At 72.4% G+C, this 21685-nt stretch carries 22 protein-coding genes and 5 tRNA genes; 21 read left to right on the forward strand and 6 right to left on the reverse strand.

Translation table 11 applies throughout. From position 1 onward, the window contains the following. Positions 1 to 37 precede the first annotated feature (37 nt). From CD790_RS04875 to CD790_RS04895, 5 genes are all read left to right on the forward strand, one after another. Positions 38 to 109 (forward strand) — tRNA-Gln (locus CD790_RS04875). A gap of 41 nt (positions 110 to 150) precedes the next feature. Next, positions 151 to 223: transfer RNA gene (locus tag CD790_RS04880), tRNA-Glu, on the forward strand. A gap of 38 nt (positions 224 to 261) precedes the next feature. Beyond that, positions 262 to 334 (forward strand) — tRNA-Glu (locus CD790_RS04885). A gap of 13 nt (positions 335 to 347) precedes the next feature. Next, a tRNA-Gln gene (locus CD790_RS04890) sits at positions 348 to 419 on the forward strand. Between the two features lie 21 nt (positions 420 to 440). Beyond that, positions 441 to 513: transfer RNA gene (locus tag CD790_RS04895), tRNA-Glu, on the forward strand. A gap of 47 nt (positions 514 to 560) precedes the next feature. Here the strand turns inward: CD790_RS04895 and CD790_RS04900 are convergent. Then, complete coding sequence (locus tag CD790_RS04900; protein WP_144381683.1) at positions 561 to 1202, reverse strand: MerR family transcriptional regulator; 642 nt, start codon at positions 1200 to 1202, stop codon at positions 561 to 563. Between the two features lie 106 nt (positions 1203 to 1308). Between CD790_RS04900 and CD790_RS04905 the strand changes: the two genes are divergently transcribed. Continuing rightward, positions 1309 to 1797: a DUF4188 domain-containing protein gene (locus tag CD790_RS04905; RefSeq protein ID WP_144381684.1), complete on the forward strand. Its 489-nt coding sequence runs from the start codon at positions 1309 to 1311 to the stop codon at positions 1795 to 1797. A gap of 1020 nt (positions 1798 to 2817) precedes the next feature. On the opposite strand, the gene ndgR is transcribed toward CD790_RS04905, so the two are convergent. Then, positions 2818 to 3534, reverse strand: coding sequence for an IclR family transcriptional regulator NdgR (gene ndgR / locus CD790_RS04910; protein ID WP_144381685.1), 717 nt, complete (start codon positions 3532 to 3534; stop codon positions 2818 to 2820). A gap of 138 nt (positions 3535 to 3672) precedes the next feature. Here ndgR and leuC point away from each other — a divergent pair, with 138 nt between their 5' ends. The 5 genes from leuC (at position 3673) to CD790_RS04935 (ending at position 7255) form a co-directional block, all read left to right on the forward strand. Next, positions 3673 to 5106: a 3-isopropylmalate dehydratase large subunit gene (gene leuC / locus CD790_RS04915; protein ID WP_144381686.1), complete on the forward strand. Its 1434-nt coding sequence runs from the start codon at positions 3673 to 3675 to the stop codon at positions 5104 to 5106. Between the two features lie 5 nt (positions 5107 to 5111). Then, positions 5112 to 5705, forward strand: coding sequence for a 3-isopropylmalate dehydratase small subunit (leuD, locus tag CD790_RS04920; RefSeq protein WP_144381687.1), 594 nt, complete (start codon positions 5112 to 5114; stop codon positions 5703 to 5705). 126 nt (positions 5706 to 5831) lie between these two features. Further along, positions 5832 to 6077: a hypothetical protein gene (locus CD790_RS04925; RefSeq protein WP_144381688.1), complete on the forward strand. Its 246-nt coding sequence runs from the start codon at positions 5832 to 5834 to the stop codon at positions 6075 to 6077. A gap of 125 nt (positions 6078 to 6202) precedes the next feature. Then, positions 6203 to 6871, forward strand: a complete 669-nt coding sequence (locus CD790_RS04930) for an HU family DNA-binding protein (protein WP_144381689.1) — start codon at positions 6203 to 6205, stop codon at positions 6869 to 6871. Positions 6872 to 7051: 180 nt separating this feature from the next. Continuing rightward, complete coding sequence (locus CD790_RS04935; RefSeq protein WP_144381690.1) at positions 7052 to 7255, forward strand: hypothetical protein; 204 nt, start codon at positions 7052 to 7054, stop codon at positions 7253 to 7255. 77 nt (positions 7256 to 7332) lie between these two features. Here CD790_RS04935 and cofC read toward each other — a convergent pair whose 3' ends face one another. Beyond that, positions 7333 to 8031 (reverse strand): 2-phospho-L-lactate guanylyltransferase, encoded by a 699-nt coding sequence (gene cofC / locus CD790_RS04940; RefSeq protein WP_144381923.1) that lies wholly within the window; start codon positions 8029 to 8031, stop codon positions 7333 to 7335. Between the two features lie 158 nt (positions 8032 to 8189). Here cofC and CD790_RS04945 point away from each other — a divergent pair, with 158 nt between their 5' ends. Genes CD790_RS04945 through CD790_RS04955 form a run of 3 tightly spaced genes read left to right on the forward strand, consistent with a single transcriptional unit; the run spans position 8190 to position 11219 of the window. Beyond that, positions 8190 to 9032 carry a 1-acyl-sn-glycerol-3-phosphate acyltransferase gene (locus CD790_RS04945; protein WP_144381691.1) on the forward strand — a complete coding sequence of 281 codons (843 nt, stop codon included), beginning with the start codon at positions 8190 to 8192 and terminating at the stop codon, positions 9030 to 9032. Next, positions 9029 to 10030, forward strand: coding sequence for an NAD(P)H-dependent glycerol-3-phosphate dehydrogenase (locus CD790_RS04950; protein ID WP_144381692.1), 1002 nt, complete (start codon positions 9029 to 9031; stop codon positions 10028 to 10030). The genes CD790_RS04945 and CD790_RS04950 overlap by 4 nt, the downstream gene beginning before the upstream one ends. Before the next feature lie 34 nt (positions 10031 to 10064). Next, positions 10065 to 11219, forward strand: coding sequence for a D-alanine--D-alanine ligase family protein (locus CD790_RS04955; protein WP_144381693.1), 1155 nt, complete (start codon positions 10065 to 10067; stop codon positions 11217 to 11219). An 84-nt stretch (positions 11220 to 11303) separates the two neighbouring features. Here the strand turns inward: CD790_RS04955 and CD790_RS04960 are convergent, their stop codons facing one another. Both CD790_RS04960 and CD790_RS04965 read right to left on the reverse strand, forming a co-directional pair. After that, a complete protein-coding gene (locus CD790_RS04960; protein ID WP_260867315.1) occupies positions 11304 to 11810 on the reverse strand; it encodes a DUF3515 domain-containing protein in 507 nt (168 codons plus the stop codon). 60 nt (positions 11811 to 11870) lie between these two features. Then, on the reverse strand, positions 11871 to 12104 hold the full coding sequence (locus CD790_RS04965) for an Lrp/AsnC family transcriptional regulator (protein WP_144381694.1): 234 nt from the start codon (positions 12102 to 12104) through the stop codon (positions 11871 to 11873). Between the two features lie 157 nt (positions 12105 to 12261). Between CD790_RS04965 and CD790_RS04970 the strand changes: the two genes are divergently transcribed. Both CD790_RS04970 and thiD read left to right on the forward strand, forming a co-directional pair. Continuing rightward, positions 12262 to 13230 (forward strand): thiamine-phosphate kinase, encoded by a 969-nt coding sequence (locus tag CD790_RS04970; protein ID WP_144381695.1) that lies wholly within the window; start codon positions 12262 to 12264, stop codon positions 13228 to 13230. A gap of 10 nt (positions 13231 to 13240) precedes the next feature. Next, positions 13241 to 14059 carry a bifunctional hydroxymethylpyrimidine kinase/phosphomethylpyrimidine kinase gene (gene thiD, locus CD790_RS04975; protein ID WP_144381696.1) on the forward strand — a complete coding sequence of 273 codons (819 nt, stop codon included), beginning with the start codon at positions 13241 to 13243 and terminating at the stop codon, positions 14057 to 14059. Between the two features lie 106 nt (positions 14060 to 14165). On the opposite strand, the gene rpmB is transcribed toward thiD, so the two are convergent. After that, entirely contained in the window at positions 14166 to 14351 is a 186-nt protein-coding gene (gene rpmB / locus CD790_RS04980) for a 50S ribosomal protein L28 (RefSeq protein ID WP_144381697.1), read from the reverse strand. A 260-nt stretch (positions 14352 to 14611) separates the two neighbouring features. Here rpmB and CD790_RS04985 point away from each other — a divergent pair, with 260 nt between their 5' ends. The 5 genes from CD790_RS04985 to CD790_RS05005 all read left to right on the forward strand — a co-directional run bounded on the left by CD790_RS04985 (position 14612) and on the right by CD790_RS05005 (position 21594). Then, complete coding sequence (locus tag CD790_RS04985; RefSeq protein WP_144381698.1) at positions 14612 to 16396, forward strand: DAK2 domain-containing protein; 1785 nt, start codon at positions 14612 to 14614, stop codon at positions 16394 to 16396. Positions 16397 to 16778: 382 nt separating this feature from the next. Continuing rightward, a complete protein-coding gene (gene recG / locus CD790_RS04990; RefSeq protein ID WP_144381699.1) occupies positions 16779 to 19058 on the forward strand; it encodes an ATP-dependent DNA helicase RecG in 2280 nt (759 codons plus the stop codon). Positions 19059 to 19202: 144 nt separating this feature from the next. Beyond that, positions 19203 to 19787, forward strand: coding sequence for a 16S rRNA (guanine(966)-N(2))-methyltransferase RsmD (gene rsmD / locus CD790_RS04995; protein ID WP_144381700.1), 585 nt, complete (start codon positions 19203 to 19205; stop codon positions 19785 to 19787). 26 nt (positions 19788 to 19813) lie between these two features. Next, positions 19814 to 20293: a pantetheine-phosphate adenylyltransferase gene (gene coaD / locus CD790_RS05000; RefSeq protein ID WP_186318865.1), complete on the forward strand. Its 480-nt coding sequence runs from the start codon at positions 19814 to 19816 to the stop codon at positions 20291 to 20293. A 107-nt stretch (positions 20294 to 20400) separates the two neighbouring features. Further along, on the forward strand, positions 20401 to 21594 hold the full coding sequence (locus CD790_RS05005) for an ATP synthase F0 subunit B (RefSeq protein ID WP_144381702.1): 1194 nt from the start codon (positions 20401 to 20403) through the stop codon (positions 21592 to 21594). Positions 21595 to 21685 lie beyond the last annotated feature (91 nt).

Raw genomic sequence — 21685 nt, forward strand, 5'->3', positions numbered from 1 at the left:
GCAGCCAAACAAAACCCCCTCGGGGGTGGCGTTTTGGTGGGGTATGGTGTAATTGGCAGCACGAGTGATTCTGGTTCACTTAGTCTAGGTTCGAGTCCTGGTACCCCAGCAAGAGATCCTTCATGGATCTCTTGTCCTCAGCAGGACCAAGCCCCCGTTGTGTAGCGGCCTAGCACGCTGCCCTCTCAAGGCAGTAGCGCCGGTTCGAATCCGGTCGGGGGTACTGATCTCGAAGACCTTCGGGTCGATGGGATCGCTAGGGCCCCCGTTGTGTAGCGGCCTAGCACGCCGCCCTCTCAAGGCGGTAGCGCCGGTTCGAATCCGGTCGGGGGTACTGGTTAATACCATGGGCTATGGTGTAATTGGCAGCACGAGTGATTCTGGTTCATTTAGTCTAGGTTCGAGTCCTGGTAGCCCAGCGCAGTACCGCAGGTACTCAGGCCCCCGTTGTGTAGCGGCCTAGCACGCCGCCCTCTCAAGGCGGTAGCGCCGGTTCGAATCCGGTCGGGGGTACAGAAGGAAAAGAGCCCCTCCATTTCGATGGAGGGGCTCTTTTCGTTTCAGGTCCCGTCGTAGCGGCGGTGGGTCTCCTCGGTCTGCGCCAGCCGTCGCAGGCACTGCAGCACCGGCTCGTAGAGCACGGTCAGCGCCACGGCGGCCTCGATCCGGCTTTCGGGCGGATAGGTCTCCACCAGATCCAGGTCGGCGACGGCCAGCTCGTCCGCGGCCCGCGCCTGGAGCAGCAGATGCTCCGTCTCGTGGGGGTAGCCCAGCCGGGCGAGCGTGGCGATGGCCGCCACCAGGGCCCGATAGGCGGGGGAGGTGTCCCCGTACGCGCGGCAGTGCTCCCAGCCCATCCGCTCCAGCAGGGCGTCCACCTGCTCGCTCGCCGCGGTCGTCGCCGGGGTCTCCGGCTCGGGCTCCGGCCCGTGCGGCAGCGCCCAGACCGCGGCGCCCAGCCGCCTGCTGATGTCCAGCGCCTCGTCCTCGGTGGCGGCGAGCACCTCGCGCGCGGTGGCCACGGGCATCCGGCCCACCTGGATCAGCGCCCGCACCAGCCGCAGCCGGCGCAGGTGCTCCTCGCCGTACTCCGCCTGGGTGGCGGTGATCCGCTCGCCCGGAGGCAGCAGCCCCTCCCGTAGGTAGTACTTGATCGTCGCGGTGGGCACTCCGCTCCGTGCACTCAACTCCGCCAGTCGCATGTCCTCTTGCGCCTCCCATTGGACAGTGGCACTATCTAAGCATGGATAGCGGCGCTATCTAACCCGGCGACGGGAGTCGTCGGAGTACTGCGTGAGGAGAGCGATCATGAGCAGCAAGCCGATTCCCGGCCGGTACACCGCCGACGTCCAGGGCGACGTCACCGTCTTCCACATCGGGATGCGGTTCAACAGCTTCCGCGCCGTGCGCAGTTGGTGGCCGGTGTTCACCGCGATGCCGCGCATGCTCAAGGAGCTGTCGCAGGACAAGGAGAGCGGGATGCTCGGCTATCAGCTGCTGCTGGGCTGGCCCCGACTGCTGTACGTCGTCCAGTACTGGGAGTCTCCCGAGAAGCTGCTGGCCTACGCCGCCGACCAGGGCAAGGAGCACCGTCCCGCCTGGGCCGCCTTCAACCGCCGGCTCCGCGAGGGCAGGGGCAAGGTCGGCTTCTGGCACGAGACGTTCATCTCTCGCCCCGGCTCGTACGAGAACGTCTACATCAACATGCCCCCCTTCGGCCTCGCCGCCGCCACCGGCGGCCCGGTCCCCGTCGCCCGCCGCGGCGAGCGCGCCGCCGACCGCCTCAAGCCCGCCTGACGCCCCTGCCGCGGCGGCGTGCCGCGCGCCCGCCGTGCGCCGGACGACCCCCGCGCTACGAGTGCCGCCGCCGGCGCCGGGGGCTTCTCGTGGTCGGTGGTGGTGCGTGGTCGGTGGTGGTGCGGGTTCGGCCGTGGCGCGGGTTCTCGCCGTGGGGCGGCATTCGGCTCGGCCGACCGCGGCTCTCGTCTCGCGCCTTCGGCGCACAGAGAGCGGCTACGGCGAGGAAGGGGGCGGGCCTGCCGCCGTCGCCGTCTGTCGGCCGGTGGGTCGGAGTCGATGGACGAGGAGCGCGTTTCGCCGGGCATCCAGAGACCCTTCGCAGAGTCGTTTGACCTGGTGCTTGATACGCATCAAGCGATTCTGCAGGGACATACCGGGCCTCGCCGGGGACCGATCATGTCCATCGCCCGCCGAGCGTCAGACGGCGACGGCGACAGACTCCGGCCTTCCTTCCCGTAGCTGCCTTCTTTGCGCCGGAGGCGCGAGACGAGAGGTGCGGTCGGCCGGGCGCGATGCCGCCCCGTGGCGCGATGCCGGCCGTGCGGGTCGCCGGACGGCCGTCAGACGGCGATGGCGCGTGGCCGCCCCCTCCCTCCCCGTTGTCGCCTTCCTTGCGCCGGAGGCGCGAGACGAGAGGTGCGGTCGGCCGGGCGCAATGCCGCCCCGTGGCGCGATGCCGGCCGTGCGGTCGCCAGGCGGCCGTCAGACGGCGATGGCGCGTGGCCGCCCCCTCCCTCCCCGTTGTCGCCTTCTTTGCGCCGGAGGCGCGAGACGAAAGCCGCGGTCGGCCGAGCCGAATGCCGCCCCACGGTGAGACGCCGCTCACGCAGTCGCCGGAATTCGACGCTGTCGACCCTCCCGGGCGCCTCAGGGTGCCTCGGGCGCGACAGGGCCCCTGCGCCGGCCCGCGCGGTGGCGGGCGGGCGCAGGGGCCCTGTGCTGTGGTTCCGGGCGGGCGGAAGCCCGAGGAGGGGCGGGTGTGGGCGGAAGCCCGAAGAGAGCCGACCTGGGCGGGGGTCAGCCCGCGCGGCGGAGGGAGTCGCTCAGGCGGGCGGCGGCGTCGATGACGGCCTGGGCGTGCATCCGGCCCGGGTGGCGGGTGAGTCGCTCGATGGGGCCGGAGACGGACACGGCGGCGACGACGCGGTTGGAGGGCCCGCGGACGGGCGCGGAGACCGAGGCCACCCCGGGCTCCCGCTCGCCGATGGACTGGGCCCAGCCCCGGCGCCGCACGCCCGACAGGGCCGTGGCGGTGAAGCGGGCGCCCTGGAGTCCGCGGTGCAGTCGCTCCGGCTCCTCCCAGGCCAGCAGCACCTGGGCGGCGGAGCCGGCCTTCATCGGCAGCGTGGAGCCCACCGGCACGGTGTCCCGCAGGCCGGACAGCCGCTCGGCCGCGGCCACGCAGATCCGCATGTCGCCCTGGCGGCGATAGAGCTGGGCGCTCTCGCCGGTCACGTCCCGTAGGTGAGTGAGCACCGGACCGGCCGTGGCCAGCAGCCGGTCCTCACCCGCCGCCGCGGCCAGCTCGGCCAGCCGCGGGCCCAGGATGAACCGGCCCTGCATGTCACGCGCCACCATCCGGTGGTGTTCCAGCGCCACCGCGAGCCGGTGCGCCGTGGGGCGCGCCAGCCCGGTCGCGCCGACCAGCCCGGCGAGGGTGGCCGGACCGGACTCCAATGCGCTGAGAACCAGAGCCGCCTTGTCGAGAACGCCGACGCCGCTAGAGTTGTCCATGCAACGATACTTGCGTCTCACACTGTGAAACGCAAGTTCAATTTCCCAGCAGACCCGTCACTCTGTAATTGCGGCCCCGGGACCAGGGCTCGCAGGCTTCGAGATGGGCCGGCAAAGCCGCCGGCCGGAGGGAAAGCAATGGGACGGACACTGGCGGAGAAGGTCTGGGACGACCATGTCGTCCGGCGCGCCGAAGGCGAGCCCGACCTGCTCTTCATCGATCTGCACCTGCTGCACGAGGTGACCAGCCCGCAGGCGTTCGACGGTCTCCGCAAGGCGGGTCGCGCGGTGCGCCGCACCGACCTCACCATCGCGACCGAGGACCACAACACCCCCACCCTCGACATCGACAAGCCGATCGCCGACCCGGTCTCCCGCGCCCAGTTGGAGACGCTGCGCAAGAACTGCGCGGAGTTCGGCGTACGGCTGCACCCGCTGGGCGACGTCGAGCAGGGCGTCGTCCACGTGGTGGGACCGCAGCTGGGGCTGACCCAGCCGGGCACCACCGTGGTCTGCGGCGACAGCCACACCTCCACCCACGGCGCCTTCGGCGCGCTGGCGTTCGGCATCGGCACCAGTCAGGTCGAGCACGTGCTGGCCACCCAGACGCTGCCGATGGCCCCCTTCAAGACCATGGCCATCACGGTCGAGGGCGAGCTGCCCGACGGCGTCACCGCCAAGGACCTGATCCTGGCGATCATCGCCCGGATCGGCACCGGCGGCGGCCAGGGCTATGTCATCGAATACCGCGGCTCCGCCATCGAGAAGCTGTCGATGGAGGCCCGGATGACCGTGTGCAACATGTCCATCGAGGCGGGCGCGCGGGCCGGGATGATCGCCCCCGACGACACCACCTTCGACTACCTCAAGGACCGTCCGCACGCCCCGCGCGGAGCCGACTGGGACGCCGCCGTCGAGTACTGGCGCACGCTGCGCACCGACGACGACGCGGTCTTCGACCACGAGGTCGTCATCGACGCCGCCGAGCTGTCCCCCTTCGTCACCTGGGGCACCAACCCGGGCCAGGGCGCGCCGCTGTCGGCATACGTTCCGGACCCCGCCTCGTATGCCGACCCCAGCGAGCGGCTGGCCGCCGAGAAGGCCCTGGAGTACATGGGTCTGACGGCTGGTCAGGCGCTGCGCGACATCTCCGTCGACACCGTCTTCGTGGGCTCCTGCACCAACGGCCGGATCGAGGACCTGCGCTCGGCCGCCGCCGTGCTGGAGGGTCGTTCGGTCGCCGAGGGGGTGCGGATGCTGGTGGTGCCCGGCTCGGTGCGGGTGGCGCTGCAGGCCGTCGAGGAGGGCCTGGACAAGGTGTTCACCGCGGCCGGCGCCGAATGGCGGCACGCGGGCTGTTCGATGTGTCTGGGCATGAACCCCGACCAGCTGGCCCCCGGCGAGCGTTCGGCGTCCACCTCCAACCGCAACTTCGAGGGCAGGCAGGGCAAGGGCGGCCGCACCCACCTGGTCTCCCCGCAGGTCGCCGCCGCCACCGCGGTCCTCGGCCACCTGGCCTCGCCCGCCGACCTGCACGACACGTCCGCCGCCCGCACGCCTGCCGGAGTCTGAGAACCATGGAAGCTTTCACCACCCACACCGGCCGGGCCGTCCCGCTGCGCCGCAGCAACGTCGACACCGACCAGATCATCCCCGCCCACTGGCTGAAGAAGGTCACCCGCGACGGCTTCGAGGACGGGCTGTTCGAGGCGTGGCGCAAGGACCCGGACTTCGTGCTGAACCGGCCCGAGCGCCAGGGCGCCTCGGTGCTGGTCGCCGGCCCCGACTTCGGCACCGGCTCCTCGCGCGAGCACGCCGTGTGGGCGCTGCAGAACTACGGCTTCAAGGCCGTGATCTCCGCGCGGTTCGCCGACATCTTCCGTGGCAACTCCCTCAAGAACGGTCTGCTGACCGTGGTGCTGCCCCAGGAGACCGTGGACCGGCTGTGGGAGCTGACCGAAGCCGACCCCGCCGCCGAGGTCACCGTCGACCTGGTCGACCGACAGGTTCGAGCCGAGGGCATCACGGCTGAATTTGAGCTTGACGAGAACGCCCGGTGGAGGCTGCTGGAAGGGCTGGACGACATCAGCCTGACCCTCCGGGAAGAGGCCGACATCGCCGCCTACGAGGCCCGGCGACCCTCCTTCAAGCCCAGCACGGTTGAGCTCTGAGCCACCCCGGTTCTCCCTGCGCAGAGCGCGTTTGACACGATGCGTCGCCGGTCCACCGACCGGCGGCGCATCGGCATGTTGAGGCCCCATGAGGCGACAACTCGCCGCAGATGGCACAATCAGCGCATGGAACGCGACACCCAACTCGAGCTCTACCGGGTTGTCGCCGACCGACTCAAGCGAGCGCACTCCATGGTGCGCGCACTGCAAGTCCCGGAGGGCGTACGGATGGCGCTGACCCGGAAGCTGCTGGTCATCACGGCCGCGGCAAAACACGATCTGGCAGACGCGGCGCGGCGTCTGGACCGGTTGATGGACGACCTCGACAAGGGTCGTTTTCCCCAAGACCCCAACGACGACCGAACTCCGTGACGGTCCAGATCGTTGCGGCACAAGGGTGATTAGCCCGTTTCGTGTTTGATTTGCGGTATATATCTGCCTAACGTGCGAAAAAGCTTGAACACATTGGTTTCAGCAATGTCTCCGAAGGGGAAGACGTGAACAAGGCGCAGCTAGTAGAGGCGATTCAGGACAAGCTCGGCGGGCGTCAGAACGCCGCCGACGCTGTCGACGCGGTCCTGGACGCAATCGTCCGCGCGGTCGTCGCCGGGGATCGGGTTTCGGTCACCGGTTTCGGCTCGTTCGAGAAGGTGGAGCGTCCGGCTCGCTACGCCCGTAACCCGCAGACCGGCGAGCGGGTCCGGGTCAAGAAGACCTCGGTCCCCCGTTTCCGCGCCGGTCAGGGCTTCAAGGACCTGGTGAGCGGCTCCAAGAAGCTGCCCAAGGGCGGCGAGGTCTCCGTCAAGAAGGCGCCGAAGGGCAGCCTCCAGGTCGGCGCCGCCGCGAAGAAGGCCGCCGCCAAGAAGGCGACCGCGAAGAAGGCCGCGGCCAAGAAGACCACGGCCGTCGCGAAGAAGGCCGCCCCGGCGAAGAAGGCCACCACCACGGCCGCCGCGAAGAAGGTCACCGCCAAGAAGGCACCGGCGAAGAAGACCACCACGGCCGCCGCCAAGAAGACCACCACCGCCACGCCGGCGGCGAAGAAGACCACGGCCGCCGCCAAGAAGACCGCTCCGGCGAAGAAGGCCGTCGCCAAGAAGGCCCCGGCGAAGAAGACCACCGCCCGGAAGACCACGGCGAAGAAGACCACCGCCCGGAAGAAGTAACCGCGGCCGTCGGCAGCGTCACGCGCCGGGCCGGGCTCCCCAGGGGAGCCCGGCCCGCGGTGTGCCCGGCGTCGGCCGGTCCGGGCGAGGCCGGGCTCGGGGGAGCCCGGTTTCGGGGGAAGCCGGAGGTGGGGACGGCCGACGGGCGGGGGGTGAGCCCGTCGGAGTTAGGCTCTGGGCATGCAGGCAACCGCGTTCACCTACGATTCCGACACCCGGGCCGGCAGTGTGCTGCTCGACGACGGCACTCCGCTGCCGTTCGACGCCGCCGCCTTCGACGCCGGCGGGCTGCGGCTGCTGCGCCCCGGTCAGCGGGTGCGCATCGAGGTCGAGGGTGAGGGCGAGGGGCGGCGCGTCACCTTTGTGACGTTGCAGACCTTGTGACCCTTCCCCTGGAGGGCTTTTGGGGGCGGGCAGGGAGCCCGGCGCCTTCCAGCGGTGGCTGGAGGCGGGCGCCGAAATCACCGCAGCGGTTCCGCCGCCGGCAGCCCCTCCGTCTCCGATGACCCCTCGGAGAGCAGGGACGCCGTCCGGGGGCCCACTCCCAGCCGTAGCGCCGACCCCAGGTCCTCTGCCGTGTCCACGTCCTGGCGGACGCTGTCGACACCGGTCAGCGCGAGTTCCCAGGCGCCGGACGCCCGGTGTCGGGCGCGGGACGCGCCGCCGAACGCCGGGGCCAGCTCCACTCCGCCGACCGCGCTGAGCAACGTGGTGCCGACGCCGGCGGCGTCGGCCAGGAAGGCGCGTGAGTGGGCGGCGGCGGCCTCGAGCACCTGAGCGAGCTCGATGGCGCGCAGCGCCGGGAGGTCGGCGTTGAGGGCCGCCACCGGGGCGTGCGGACGGCGCGCGCGAACGGCCCGCGCTCCCTGGGCGAGCGCGGCGTTCAGCCCGGGCGCGGGTCGCCCCGGAGCGTCGGGCACCACATGCGCGCCGAGGGCCGACAGCTCGCACGCCGCACGCGGGTCGTCGGTGACGACCACCACATCCCGTACCGCCTCACAGGCCAGTGCCGCGGCGACCGTGTCCTGCGCGAAGGCCAGTGCCAGCCGGGGCCGGCGGTCCCGCGGAACCGCGTCGGCGAGCCTGCTCTTGGCCCGGGACAAGGGCTTGAGCGGGACCACCAGGGTCCATGTCGTACCCGCCGTCGGGGCCGCTCCCATTCCTCGCACGAGTGCCATTCTCGCCTGCTGCCGCGACCCGCCGGGACCAGGCGGGGTTACGGTGTCCTCGACAGACCGGGTACCTGGGGCGACACTTGTGCGGCTGCCCGGACGGCAGCAAGCCAGCAGGTCAGCAGGGTTCAAGAGAGGTGTTCCGAGTGTCCGGCCGCAGAATCGGCTTCTGGTACCGCGCAGCAGCGGTCTTGGTAAAACCGCCGCTAGTGGTTCTGTTCAAGCGGGACTGGCGAGGAATGGAGCACATTCCTGCTGAGGGTGGATTTATCACCGCGATCAATCACAACTCGTATCTCGACCCGCTCTCCTACGCGCACTTTCAGTACAACACCGGACGTGTGCCGCGGTTCCTCGCCAAGGCGGGGCTCTTCAAGGGCAGCTTTGTCGGAACCTTCCTGCGCGGCACCGGCCAGATCCCCGTCTACCGGGAGTCCACCGACGCCGCGAACGCCTTCCGGGCCGCCGTGGACGCCATCAACAAGGGCGAGTGTGTGGCCTTCTACCCGGAGGGCACCCTCACCCGCGACCCCGACCAGTGGCCGATGCGCGGCAAGACCGGCGCCGCCCGGGTGGCGCTGCTGACCAAGGCCCCGGTCATCCCCGTCGCGCAGTGGGGCGCCAACGAGGCGATGCCCCCGTACGCGAAGGAGAAGCGGCTGCGGCTCTTCCCCCGCAAGACGCTGCGGGTGCAGGCCGGCCCGCCGGTGGACCTGAGCGAGTTCTACGGCCAGGAGCCGACCGTCGAGGTGCTGCGCGGCGCCACCGACGCCATCATGGCCGCCATCACCGAACTCCTCGCCGAGGTGCGCGGGGAGCCCGTTCCCGACCGGCCCCCCGTGCAGCGCAGGGCCCGCGCGGCGGAGCGGAGCGTCCCGGCGGAGCGGACCGGCGAGACGGAGAGCGACTCCGGGGCCGCGCGGACCCCGGCGACGGACAAGGCCCCCGAGGCCCGGCAGGCCCGCGAGGCCGAGGAGGAACGCAAGTGACGCGCTGCGCGGTCTACGGCACCGGCTCCTGGGGCACCGCCTTCGCGATGGTGCTCGCCGACGCCGGCTGCGAGGTGACCCTGTGGGGGCGCCGGGCGGGCCTGGTCGAGGCCATCAACACCGGTCGCACCAACCCCGACTACCTGCCGGGCGTCGAGCTCCCGCGGACGGTACGGGCCACCACCGACCCCGCCGAGGCGGCGCGGGACGCGCGGTTCGCGGTGCTCGCCGTGCCCTCCCAGACGCTGCGCGGCAACCTCGCGGCATGGGCGCCCCTGCTGCCCTCCGACACCGTGCTGGTCTCCCTGATGAAGGGCGTCGAACTCGGCACCGCCAAGCGCATGAGCGAGGTCATCGAGGAGGTCGCCAAGGCCCCGGCGGACCGGGTCGCGGTGCTCACCGGGCCCAACCTGGCCCGGGAGATCGCCGCCCGGCAGCCCGCCGCCGCCGTGGTGGCCTGCCGCGACGAGGATGTGGCCCGGCGCCTCCAGGCCGCCTGCCACACCCCGTACTTCCGTCCGTACACCAACACCGACGTGGTCGGCTGCGAGCTCGGCGGCGCGGTGAAGAACGTCATCGCGCTCGCCGTCGGCATCGCCGACGGCATGGGGCTCGGCGACAACGCCAAGGCGTCCCTGATCACCCGGGGCCTGGCCGAGACCACCCGGCTGGGCCTGGCCATGGGGGCCGACGCGCACACCTTCGCGGGCCTGGCGGGCATGGGCGACCTGGTCGCCACCTGCTCCTCGCCGCTCTCCCGCAACCACACCTTCGGCACCAACCTGGGCCGCGGCATGACGCTGGAGCAGACCATCGCGGTCACCAAGCAGACCGCCGAGGGGGTCAAGTCGTGCGAGTCGGTGCTGGATCTGGCCCGCCGGCACGACGTCGACATGCCGATCACCGAGACCGTGGTGGGGATCGTGCACGAGGGCAAGCCGCCGCTGGTGGCACTGAAGGAGCTGATGTCGCGGAGCGCCAAGCCGGAGCGGCACTGACGTGGACGCGACCGCAAGGTAACCTCATCGCGATATGAGCAGCGAGACCTCCACCCCCAGCCCTGCAGGCGGCCGTAAGCCGCGCGTCGCCGTCGTCTTCGGCGGCCGCAGCTCCGAGCACGCCATCTCCGTGGTCACCGCCGGCGCCGTGCTGAGCGCCATCGACCGGACCAAGTACGACGTGCTGCCGATCGGCATCACCGCGGACGGCCGTTGGGCGCTGACCGCCGACGAACCCGAACGGATGGCCATCGCCGAGCGGCGGCTGCCGAGCGTCGACGACCTGGCGGAGTCGGCGGACGGCGGGGTGCTGCTGCCCGTCGACCCGACCAGCCGCGAGGTGGTCTACACCGAGCCGGGCGCGGTGCCCAAGGCGCTGGGCGACGTGGACGTCGTCTTCCCCATGCTGCACGGCCCCTACGGCGAGGACGGCACCCTTCAGGGCCTGCTGGAGCTCTCCGGTGTGCCCTACGTGGGTTCCGGCGTGCTCGCCTCCGCGGTCGGCATGGACAAGGAGTACATGAAGCGGGTCTTCATCTCCTTCGGGCTGCCGGTCGGCCCGTACGAGGTGATCCGCCCCCGCGAGTGGGAGAACGACCCGGCCGCGGCCCGCAAGAAGGTCGTGGAGTTCGCCGCCGAGCACGGCTGGCCGCTGTTCGTGAAGCCCGCGCGAGCCGGCTCCTCCTTCGGCATCACCAAGGTCGACGACCCCGCGGGGCTGGACGAGGCGATCGAGGAGGCCCGGCGCCACGACCCGAAGATCATCGTGGAGGCGCTGCTGCGCGGCCGCGAGATCGAGTGCGGCGTGCTGGAGTTCGAGGACGGGCCGCGGGCCAGCGTGCCGGCCGAGATCCCGCCGGTCACCGCCCACGACTTCTACGACTTCGAGGCGAAGTACATCGACTCCGCCTCCGGGATCGTGCCCGCCCCGCTGACCGAGGAGCAGACCGCGCGGGTGCGGGAGCTCGCCGTGCGCGCCTTCGACGCGGCGTCCTGCGAGGGCCTGGTGCGGGCGGACTTCTTCCTGCTGGACAGCGGAGAGTTCGTGATCAACGAGATCAACACGATGCCCGGCTTCACCCCCATCTCGATGTACCCGCGGATGTGGCAGGAGTCCGGCGTGAGCTACCCGGAGCTGGTGGACCGCCTGATCCAGGCCGCGCTGCGCCGCTCCACGGGGCTGCGCTAGCCGCCGACGCGCGTGCCGCCGGGGCGGGGTCTCCCTCCGCCCCGGTGTCGTGCGCGCCCGTGCCCCGGAGGCCGTACCTCAGGTTCAGATGCCGAACGGGATCGTCTTCCGCACCGGCTTCGCGAGGTCGGTGAGCACGTTGACCTCGGGGGCGTGAGCCCCCGGAACCCAGACCTCGACAAAGGTCTTCCGCAGCACGGTGGTGAAGCGATAGCCCTCGTCCAGCTCCTCCAGCAGCCACTCCACACCGTTGATCTCCACGGCGGGGTGCTTGGGGTTGTAGTGTTCCGTCCCGGGCGTGAGCACGTCAGGCTTGGGCACGCCGCAGCGCAGCTCCACGGCCGGATCGCCCCAGGCCGCGGTGAGATCCGACGCCGGTGCGGTGTCCCGTCGCGCCAACCCGTCCACCCGCTCGGGCAGCGCCCGGTGCAGGGCACGGCAGAGCGCCGCCTCCCTCGCGGGCGGGGTGGGAACCACGGGCGAGGGGGCGGCGTCGGAGTCGTCAGCGAAGGAACAACCGGTCGCCGCGAACAGGGCCGCCATCGTGACGAGGGCGGAGCGCCGGGACGACCGGGGACGTGCTGGAGTCACCGGCCGAGCATACGGGGGCCGCAGGCGACCGTCCGTACGGGGGCGGCCGGGGACGGGGGACTAGAGATGGACGACCGGGCAGGTCAGCGTGCGGGTGATGCCGTCCACCTGCTGCACCCTGGCCACCACCATCCGTCCGAGCTCGTCCACCGTCTCGGCCTCGGCGCGCACAATCACGTCGTAGGGACCGGTGACATCCTCGGCCTGGATGACACCGGGAATCTTGCTGATCACATCGGCCACGGTCGACGCTTTGCCGACCTCGGTCTGGATCAGGATGTACGCCTGTACCACGGAACCTCCAGGGCGGCTTCGAGGATCATGTGGGGAGAAGGGACGCCACGGTACCGCGTCGCCGAGTGGCGAGGGGAGACCCGCGCGGCGTCCCCGGCGTGGCGAGGCCGTGGACGCCCGTGGACACCAACACCGTGACACCGTGAGGAGAAGCGCAGTGAAAGGCACCGTGGGGGAGCTGGGTGAGTTCGGGCTCATCAGAGAGCTCACCGCCCGGCTCACCACCACATCGGCGGTACGGCTGGGCCCCGGGGACGACGCGGCGGTGGTCGCGGCCCCCGACCGTCGGGTGGTGGCGAGCACGGACGTGCTGCTCGAAGGACGGCACTTCCGCCGGGACTGGTCCACCGCCTATGACGTGGGCCGCAAGGCGGCCGCGCAGAACCTCGCCGACATCGCGGCGATGGGCGCGGTGCCCACGGCGCTGCTGCTCGGCCTGGTCGTCCCCGCCGAACTCCCGACCACCTGGGCGACCGAGCTGATGGACGGGCTGCGCGACGAGTGCCAGGTCGCCGGCGCCGCCGTGGTCGGCGGCGACGTGGTGCGCGGTGACACCATCACCGTCGCCATCACCGCGCTGGGGGACCTCCGTAACCATGACCCGGTCACTCGATCCGGTGCTCAGCCGGGCGACGTGGTCGCGGTCACCGGCTGGTTGGGATGGTCGGCCGCGGGGCACGCGGTGCTCTCCCGCGGTTTCCGCTCCCCGCGCGCCTTCGTCGAGGCGCACCGCCGGCCGGAGCCGCCGTACCACGCCGGCCCCGCGGCCGCCGGGCTCGGCGCCACCGCGATGACGGATGTCAGCGACGGGCTGGTGGCCGACCTGGGGCACATCGCCGAAGCCAGCAAGGTGCGCATCGATCTGCGCTCCGGCGACATCGACGTCCCCTCGCAGATGTCCGACATCGCCCAGGCGGTCGGCGTGGACCCGCTCCAGTGGGTGCTCAACGGGGGAGAAGACCACGCGATCGTGGCCACCTTCCCGCCGGACGCCAAGCTGCCGGCCCGCTGGAAGGTCATCGGCGAGGTGCTCAACCCCTCGGCGCTGCCGCAGGTGACGGTCGACGGCGCGCCCTGGCCGCACGGCGGCTGGGACCACTTCGGCGACGAGCCGGAGGCCGAGTAGATTCTGCGGCATGCCGCAGACACCCGCCCCGATACCGCCCCGTGTCCTCACCGTCGCCGGCTCCGACTCCGGCGGCGGTGCGGGCGTCCAGGCCGACCTGAAGACGATGCTGGCGCTGGGCGTGCACGGCATGAGCGTGCTCACGGCGGTGACGGCCCAGAACTCGGTGGGTGTGCAGGGCGCCTGGGAGCTGCCGGCGGCCGCCGTACGGGCGCAGTTCCACAGCGTCGTCGACGACATCGGCGTCCAGGCGGTCAAGACCGGGATGCTCGCCTCCGCCGAACTGGTGGAGACCGTGGCCGAACTGCTCACGGACGTCGGGGCGCCGGTGGTGGTGGATCCGGTCGGGGTCTCCAAGCACGGCGACGCGCTGCTGGCCACCAGCGCCCTCGGCGCGATGCGGACCAGGCTGCTGCCGACCGCCACCGTGGCCACCCCCAACCTCGACGAGGTGGCTCAGCTGACCGGCGTGCGGGTCGCGGACGAGTCCGACATGCGGCGAGCGGCCGACGCGGTGCTGGAGTTCGGGCCGCGCTGGGCGCTGATCAAGGGCGGACACCTGGACGGCGGTGCCGCGGACGCCGTCGACCTGCTGACGGACGGCACCGAGGAGCACTGGCTGCGCGCTCCCCGCCACGACAACCGGCACACCCACGGCACCGGCTGCACCCTCGCCAGCGCGATCGCGGCGGGGCTCGGCCGGGGGCTTCCGGTGCCGGCGGCCGTCGCCGCCGCCAAGGACTACGTCACCGGCGCCATCGCGGCCGGCTTCGCACTGGGCGCCGGCATCGGCCCGGTCGACCACGGCTGGCGCTGGCGGACGGGCTGATCGCTCGGGCGCTGGTCGGGGCAGGGCGCGGGGGATGCGCCATGGGGTTTCCGGGCATGCGAAAAGCCGGCCCACCCGCAGGGTGGACCGGCTTGACAGTTCAGCGTTAGCGCGAGACCTTGCCGGCCTTGATGCAAGAGGTGCAGACGTTGAGCTTCTTCGGCGTCCGACCGATCACAGCGCGCACCGTCTGGATGTTGGGGTTCCAACGACGAGGGGTGCGGCGGTGCGAGTGCGAGATGTTGTTGCCGAAGCCCGGCCCCTTGCCGCAGACGTCGCAGTTGGCAGCCACGGGTTACTCCAAAGACGGGTCAGCCCCGCATTCGCGAGGAGACAGACACTTACGGTAGGTGCCCCGGCGGAAAGAGCCAGGGGGAAAAAAGGCCCGATTCGCATCAGGCAACCGGAGCAGCATACAACGACCGCTCCCGTACAACGAAACTACCATGACCTGCGCGACCCGGGCCGCGCGGGCCCTGGCACCAGGACTACGCTGCGAAGCCGATCCGCCAGCCAGTCTCCCCCGAGAGTCTCCCCCCGAGGAGGACGTCCGTGCCGCACACGCTCGACGCCGAGGCGGTACGCGAATGGTGCGGGCTGGCGCTGGAGGCGCTGGGACGAGCCCGTGCGGACATCGACGCGATCAACGTCTACCCGGTCGCCGACGGGGACACCGGCACCAACCTCTATCTGACCGCCGAGTCGGCCGCCCAGGCCGTCGAGGCGGCCTTCGACGGCCACGCCGCCGCCACCGGCACGCCCTCCCACCCCACCCTGGCGGATGCCGTACGGGCCATGGCCCACGGCGCGCTCATCGGCGCGCGCGGCAACTCGGGCACCATCCTGGCGCAGCTGCTGCGCGGCATGGCCGACGTGATGGCGGCCGCCGGCGCCCCCCGCACGGCGGACCCCCGAGTACTCAAGCGCGCGCTGCGGCACGCCGCGGAGTCGGCCTACGCGGCCGTCGCACACCCCGTGGAGGGCACCGTACTCACCGTGGCGGCGGCCGCCGCCGACGCGGCCGAGCGGGCCGAGGGGGACACCGCCGCCGTGGCCCGCGCGGCCCACGAGGGCGCCCGCGGAGCGCTGGACGCCACCCCCGACCAACTGGAGGTGCTCGCCCGCGCGGGCGTCGTCGACGCCGGTGGCTCCGGCCTGGTGGCGGTCCTCGGCGCGCTGGCCCAGGCCCTCTCGGGCGCGACCGCGGCGCCGCCGCGCACCGCCGCACCGGGATCGCGGGCCGGCGCCGGACGCGAGGCCGGCGGCGGATCGGGGAAGGCTCCGGCCTCGGGAAGGACTCCGGGAGCGGGGCCCGCGGCGAGCTGCGTGGTCGACGCGTCGACCACGGCCGACGCACACGCGGGTGGCCCCGCCTTCGAGGTGATCTATCTGCTGGAGGCCGAGGAAGCCGCGGTCGACCGGCTGCGGGCCCGGCTGGACGCGCTCGGCGACTGCCTGGTCGTCGTCGGCGGCGACGGGCTGTGGAACGTCCATGTGCACGTGGACGACGCGGGCGCCGCCGTCGAGGCCGGCGTCCAGGCGGGCCGCCCGTACCGCATCCGCATCACCCACTTCGGCGCCGCAGCCGCCGCCGGACGAGGGCACGGCGCCCCGGGCGCGGCGACCGCCGAGGACGCCCCGGGCGGCGAGGGCCCGGGTCCGCGCCGCGAACGCGCCCCCCGCGCGGTCGTCGCGGTGGTGCCGGGCGCCGGACTGGCCGCGCTCCACCGGGAGGCGGGCGCCGTCGTCGTCGCCACCCGGCCCGGGGAGCCGCCGGTCAGCGGGGAACTGGTGGAGGCCATCCGGCGCGCCCACGCCCACGAAGTGGTGGTGCTGCCCAACGACGCGACGCTCCAGCACACCGCCGCGGCCGCCGCCGAACAGGCCCGCACCGAGGGAGTGCGCGTCGCCCTCATCCCCACCCGCTCCGCCGTCCAGGGCATCGCCGCGCTCGCCGTCCACGAACCCGGCCGCCGCTTCGACGAGGACGTCGTCGCCATGACCGCCGCCGCCGGGGCCACCCGCCACGCCGAGCTGGTGGTGGCCGAGCACCAGTCCTGGACCATGGCCGGGGTGTGCCAGGCCGGCGACGTGCTCGGACTGATCGACGGCGATGTCGCGGTCATCGGCCGCGACCTGGTCGCCACCGCCCGCACGGTGCTGGACCGGATGCTGGCCGCCGGCGGCGAACTGGTCACCCTGGTACTGGGCGAGGGCGTCCCCGACACCGTCTCCGAGCTCCTGACGGGGCACGTACGCGAGGGGCACCTGGCCGTCGACACGGTCGCGTACCGGGGCGAGCAGCAGGCCGTACCGTTGATCATCGGCATCGAATAACGGGCGCGCGCCTTTTCAGGGCTCGGTTCGCCTCCGGGCGCTGTAAGCGACTGCCGACACTCGACCGTGCTCGCCTGCTCGTTCCTCACAGGCTCCGCGCGCTCTCCCTTTCGGCAGCCGCGCGCCCTTCGGCTCACTCGCCGGTGCGTGCGGGGCGGGAGGACGTCCGCAGCCGTGAGGCGGGGGCGCTCTCCCTTTCGGCAGCCGCGCGCCCTTCGGCTCACTCGCCGGTGCGTACGGGGCCGGAGTGTGTCCGCAGCCGTGAGGCCGGGCGCTCTTCCTTTCGGCAGCGCGATCGGGGCCGCTCAGGTGCCGCGGGGCGGGTCGGTTGTCGGCGGCGCGGTGCGCGGTTCGGTCCCCGATGTCACCGGTGTGGTGTGCAATGGGTGACGTGCCCGCGCTGCAAGAACCCCTGAAGAAGATCCTCGGCGGCACCACCGCGAAGGTGCTGGCCGACCACCTCGACCTGCACACGGTCGGCGACCTGCTGCACCACTACCCGCGGCGGTACGCCGAGCGCGGCGAGCTGACGCGCCTCGCCGACCTGCCGCTGGACGAGCACGTCACCGTCGTCGCGCAGGTCGCCGACGCCCGCGTGCTGACCTTCAACCGGGGCCGGGGCCAGCGGTTGGAGGTCACCCTGACCGACGGCAGCGGCCGGCTCCAGCTGGTCTTCTTCGGCAAGGGCATCCACAAGCCGCACAAGGAGCTGCTGCCCGGTCGCCGCGCGATGTTCGCCGGCAAGGTCTCCGTCTTCAACCGCAAGCTCCAGCTGGCCCACCCGGAGTACCAGCTGCTGGACAAGGACAGCGGGGAGGAGACGGTCGACGCCTTCGCCAACCAGCTGATCCCGATCTACCCGGCCTGCCAGCAGATGGCCTCCTGGAAGCTGGCCAAGGCCGTTGACGCGGTGCTCCCGAGCGCGGGGGACGCCGTCGACCCGCTGCCGCCCGCGCTGCGCGAGGGCCGCGGCCTGGTTCCGCTTCCCGAGGCCCTGCTCAAGGTCCACCGGCCGCGCACCAAGGCCGACATCCACGACGCCCGCGAGCGGCTCAAGTGGGACGAGGCGTTCGTGCTCCAGGTCGCCCTCGCCCGGCGCCGGTACGCCGACACGCAGGCGCCCGCGGTCGCCCGCAAGCCCTCCTCCGGCGGCCTCCTGGACGCCTTCGACGCCAGGCTGCCCTTCGAGCTCACCGAGGGCCAGCGCCGGGTCAGCGCCGAGATCTTCACCGACCTCGCCGTCGAACACCCCATGCACCGGCTGCTCCAGGGCGAGGTCGGATCCGGAAAGACCATGGTCGCGCTGCGCGCCATGCTCGGCGTGGTCGACGCCGGCGGCCAGGCCGCCATGCTCGCGCCCACCGAGGTGCTCGCCCAGCAGCACCACCGCTCCATCACGGAGATGATGGGCGACCTCGCCGAGCGGTGGGGACTGTGGCGCGGAGCGCCATCCGGCGAGGGTGACGGTGGCGACATGCCCGGCGGCGCCGAGACGGGCACCAAGGTGGTGCTGCTCACCGGCTCCATGGGCGCCGCCGCCCGCCGCCAGGCGCTGTTGGACCTGGTCACCGGCGAGGCCGGGATCGTGGTCGGCACCCACGCGCTGATCGAGGACAAGGTGAAGTTCCACGACCTGGGCCTGGTCGTGGTCGACGAGCAGCACCGGTTCGGCGTCGAGCAGCGCGACGCGCTGCGGGCCAAGGGGGACTCCCAGGGTGAGCGGCGAACGCCCCACCTGCTGGTCATGACGGCGACCCCCATCCCGCGCACGGTCGCCATGACCGTCTTCGGCGACCTGGAGACCTCCGTCCTCGACCAGCTCCCGGCCGGCCGCTCCCCGATCGCCTCCCATGTGGTGCCCGCGCGGGACAAGCCGCACTTCCTGACCCGCGCCTGGGAACGGGTCCGCGAGGAGGTCGAGGGCGGCCACCAGGCGTACGTGGTCTGCCCGCGCATCGGCGACGACGTCGACGAGGCGGCCGAGGCGAAGCGGGGCAAGGCCGGCAAGGGCGAGGCGCAGCCGTCGCCGGAGGACGAGGCGGAGAAGCGCCCGCCGCTGGCGGTGCTGGACATCGCCGAGCAGCTCGGCGCCGGCCCGCTGCGCGGGCTGCGGGTGGAGGTGCTGCACGGCCGGATGCAGCCGGAGGCCAAGGACGACGTGATGCGCCGGTTCTCCGCCGGCGAGGTGGACGTGCTGGTGGCCACCACCGTCATCGAGGTCGGCGTGAACGTCCCCAACGCCACCGTCATGGTGATCATGGACGCGGACCGTTTCGGCGTCTCCCAGCTGCACCAGCTGCGCGGCCGGGTGGGCCGCGGCTCGGCCCCCGGGCTGTGCCTGCTGGTCACCGAGATGCCCGAGGCCAGCCAGGCGCGCACCCGGCTGAACGCGGTCGCCGCCACCCTGGACGGCTTCGAACTGTCCCGTATCGACCTGGAGCAGCGCCGCGAGGGCGATGTGCTGGGCCAGGCTCAGTCGGGCGCCCGCTCCTCGCTGCGGATGCTCGCCGTCATCGACGACGAGGAGGTCATCGCCGCGGCCCGCGAGGAGGCCCAGGCGCTGGTGGCGGCCGATCCCGAGCTGGCCGGCCAGCCCGAGCTGCGCACCGTCCTGGACGCCCTGCTGTCCGCGGAGCGGGAGGAGTACCTGGACAAGGGCTGAGCCCGGGTCCGGACCGGTCGGGAATGCGCCAATAATGGATGCGCAGCGAGCGCAGACCGAAACCGCGGACCGACACTCCGACCGAAGCCGCGGACCGAAGCCGCGGCCCGAGCCGCGGACCGAACCGAAGGGCGGCCCACCTACATGACCCGCGTGATCGCCGGTGCGGCAGGAGGGCGCCGCCTCGCGGTGCCGCCAGGCAACGGCACCCGACCCACCTCGGACCGGGCGCGCGAGGGCCTCTTCTCCACCTGGGAGTCCCTGCTCGGCTCGTTGCACGGGACCCGCGTGCTCGACCTGTACGGCGGCTCCGGCGCGGTCGGCCTGGAGGCCCTGTCGCGCGGCGCCGAGCATGTGCTGCTGGTGGAGGCGGACACCCGAGCCGCCCGCACCATCCGGGAGAACGTGCGCGCGATCGGGCTGCCCGGCGCCGAGGTGCGCACCGCGAAGGCGGAGCAGATCACCGCCGCCCCCGCCCCGGACCGCCCGTACGACGTGGTCTTCCTGGACCCGCCCTACGCCGTCGGCGACGACGATCTCCGGGAGATCCTGCTCACACTCCTCCGTAACGGGTGGCTGACGGACGACGCGCTGGCCACCGTGGAGCGCAGCACCAGAGGCGGGGAGTTCCGGTGGCCCGCAGGTTTCGAGGGGCTGCGGGCCCGTCGCTACGGCGAGGGCACGCTTTGGTACGGTCGCGCCGCCTCTACGTGCGACAACGCGTCATGACCGGTCTGGAGAGCGAGGAACCACTGTTGCGCCGCGCAGTCTGTCCGGGGTCCTTCGACCCCGTCACCAACGGACACCTGGACATCATCGCCCGAGCGTCGAAGCTGTACGACGTCGTGCACGTCGCGGTGATGATCAACAAGTCCAAGCAGGGCCTGTTCACCGTCGAGGAGCGCATAGCGCTGCTGCGTGAGGTGACGGCCGAGTTCGGCAATGTGGAGGTCGAGGCCTTCCACGGGCTGCTGGTCGACTTCTGCAAGGAACGCGACATCCCCGCCATCGTCAAGGGGCTGCGGGCGGTCAGCGACTTCGACTACGAGCTCCAGATGGCCCAGATGAACAACGGCCTGTCCGGCGTGGAGACGCTCTTCGTGCCGACCAACCCCACCTACAGCTTCCTCTCCTCCAGCCTGGTCAAGGAGGTCGCCGCCTGGGGCGGCGACGTCTCCCACCTGGTGCCCCCGACGGTGCTCCGGGCACTCACCGAGCGGCTCGGCGAGCGCTGACCCGGTGACGGCCCGTCAGTAGGTGTCGGGCGGGGGCGCTGGGCCGTACAGTCGTCGGCGTCTGTTCGTGTTCCCTCCCATCCGTCAGAGAGAGTGGCGAGCCCCAGGTGGACGTATCGAAGAAGCTCGACGAGATCGTCGACGCCGTCGCCGGCGCCCGGTCCATGCCCATGTCGGCCTCGTGCGTGGTCAACCGCGCCGAGCTGCTCGCCATGCTCGAAGAGGTGCGCGCCGCCCTCCCCGGCTCCCTCGCCCAGGCGCGGGAGGTGCTCGGCGGCCGCGCGCAGATGGTCGAGGAGGCCCGCCAGGAGGCCGACCGGATCATCGAGTCCGCGCACGCCCAGCGCGGTTCGCTGATCTCCGACACCGAGGTCGCGCGGCAGTCCCGGGAGGAGGCCGACCGCATCCTGACCGAGGCCCGCCGGGAGGCGGAGGAGATCCGCGCCGAGGCCGACGACTACGTCGACAGCAAGCTCGCCAACTTCGAGGTCGTGCTCACCAAGACCATCGGCGCCGTCGACCGCGGCCGCGAGAAGCTGCTGGGCCGGGTCCCCGGGGGCGACGGGATGACCCCCGACGGCCGGCCGGACGACGCCCCCGAGCGCAGCGCCGACCCGGAGACCCTGCGGCGCCGCGCCGACGAGTACGTGGACGCCAAGCTGGGCGCCGTCTCCGCCGTACTGGCCAAGACCCTGGAGGCCGCCGGCCGCGGCCGGCAGAAGCTGCTGGGCGCGCGCCCCATCGACGAGCTGGGCGCCCACATGGCCGCGCAGGACGCCGCCCAGGACCCCGCCGCGCTGCACCACACCAGCGACGCCGACTTCCTGGCCGGCCTCGCGGGCCACGCCGCCCCCCAGGCCCCGGCCCCCGCGGTGCCCCAGCCGCCGGCCCACGACCCGGTTCCCCCGGTCCCCTCGGCGCAGCCGGACATCCCGGCCGCCCCCACCGCGCCCCCGCGGATCCCCGCCCCGCCGGCCCAGCAGGACTACTACGCCGCGACCGCGGACTACCAGCAGCAGGGCGGCTACGGCTATCCGGAGACGTACCCGCAGGGCCACGACCCGTACGCCGCGCAGCCCGCGACCGCCGGCTACCCGCAACAGGACCCGTACGGCTGGCAGCAGCCCCAGGCGTCCGGCTACGAGGGCTACGACGGCTACGCGACGGGCGGCGGCTACGGCGGGCACCAGGCACAGCCGGCGCAGCACGGGGTGCAGGGCGCGGCGCTCGACGAGACCAGCCTCTTCGACACCAGCATGATCAACCTCGATCAGCTGCGCCAGTACGAGCAAGGTCGCTGAGCCCGGAGGGCGGGCCGGCAGGGGCTCGCCGGGCCGCCGCCGCGCCCCTGCCGGGCGGCGTCGAAACCGACGCCGGGCGGTCGCCGGGGGC

Source organism: Streptomyces sp. SAJ15 (assembly GCF_007595705.1).
GTDB lineage: Bacteria > Actinomycetota > Actinomycetes > Streptomycetales > Streptomycetaceae > Streptomyces.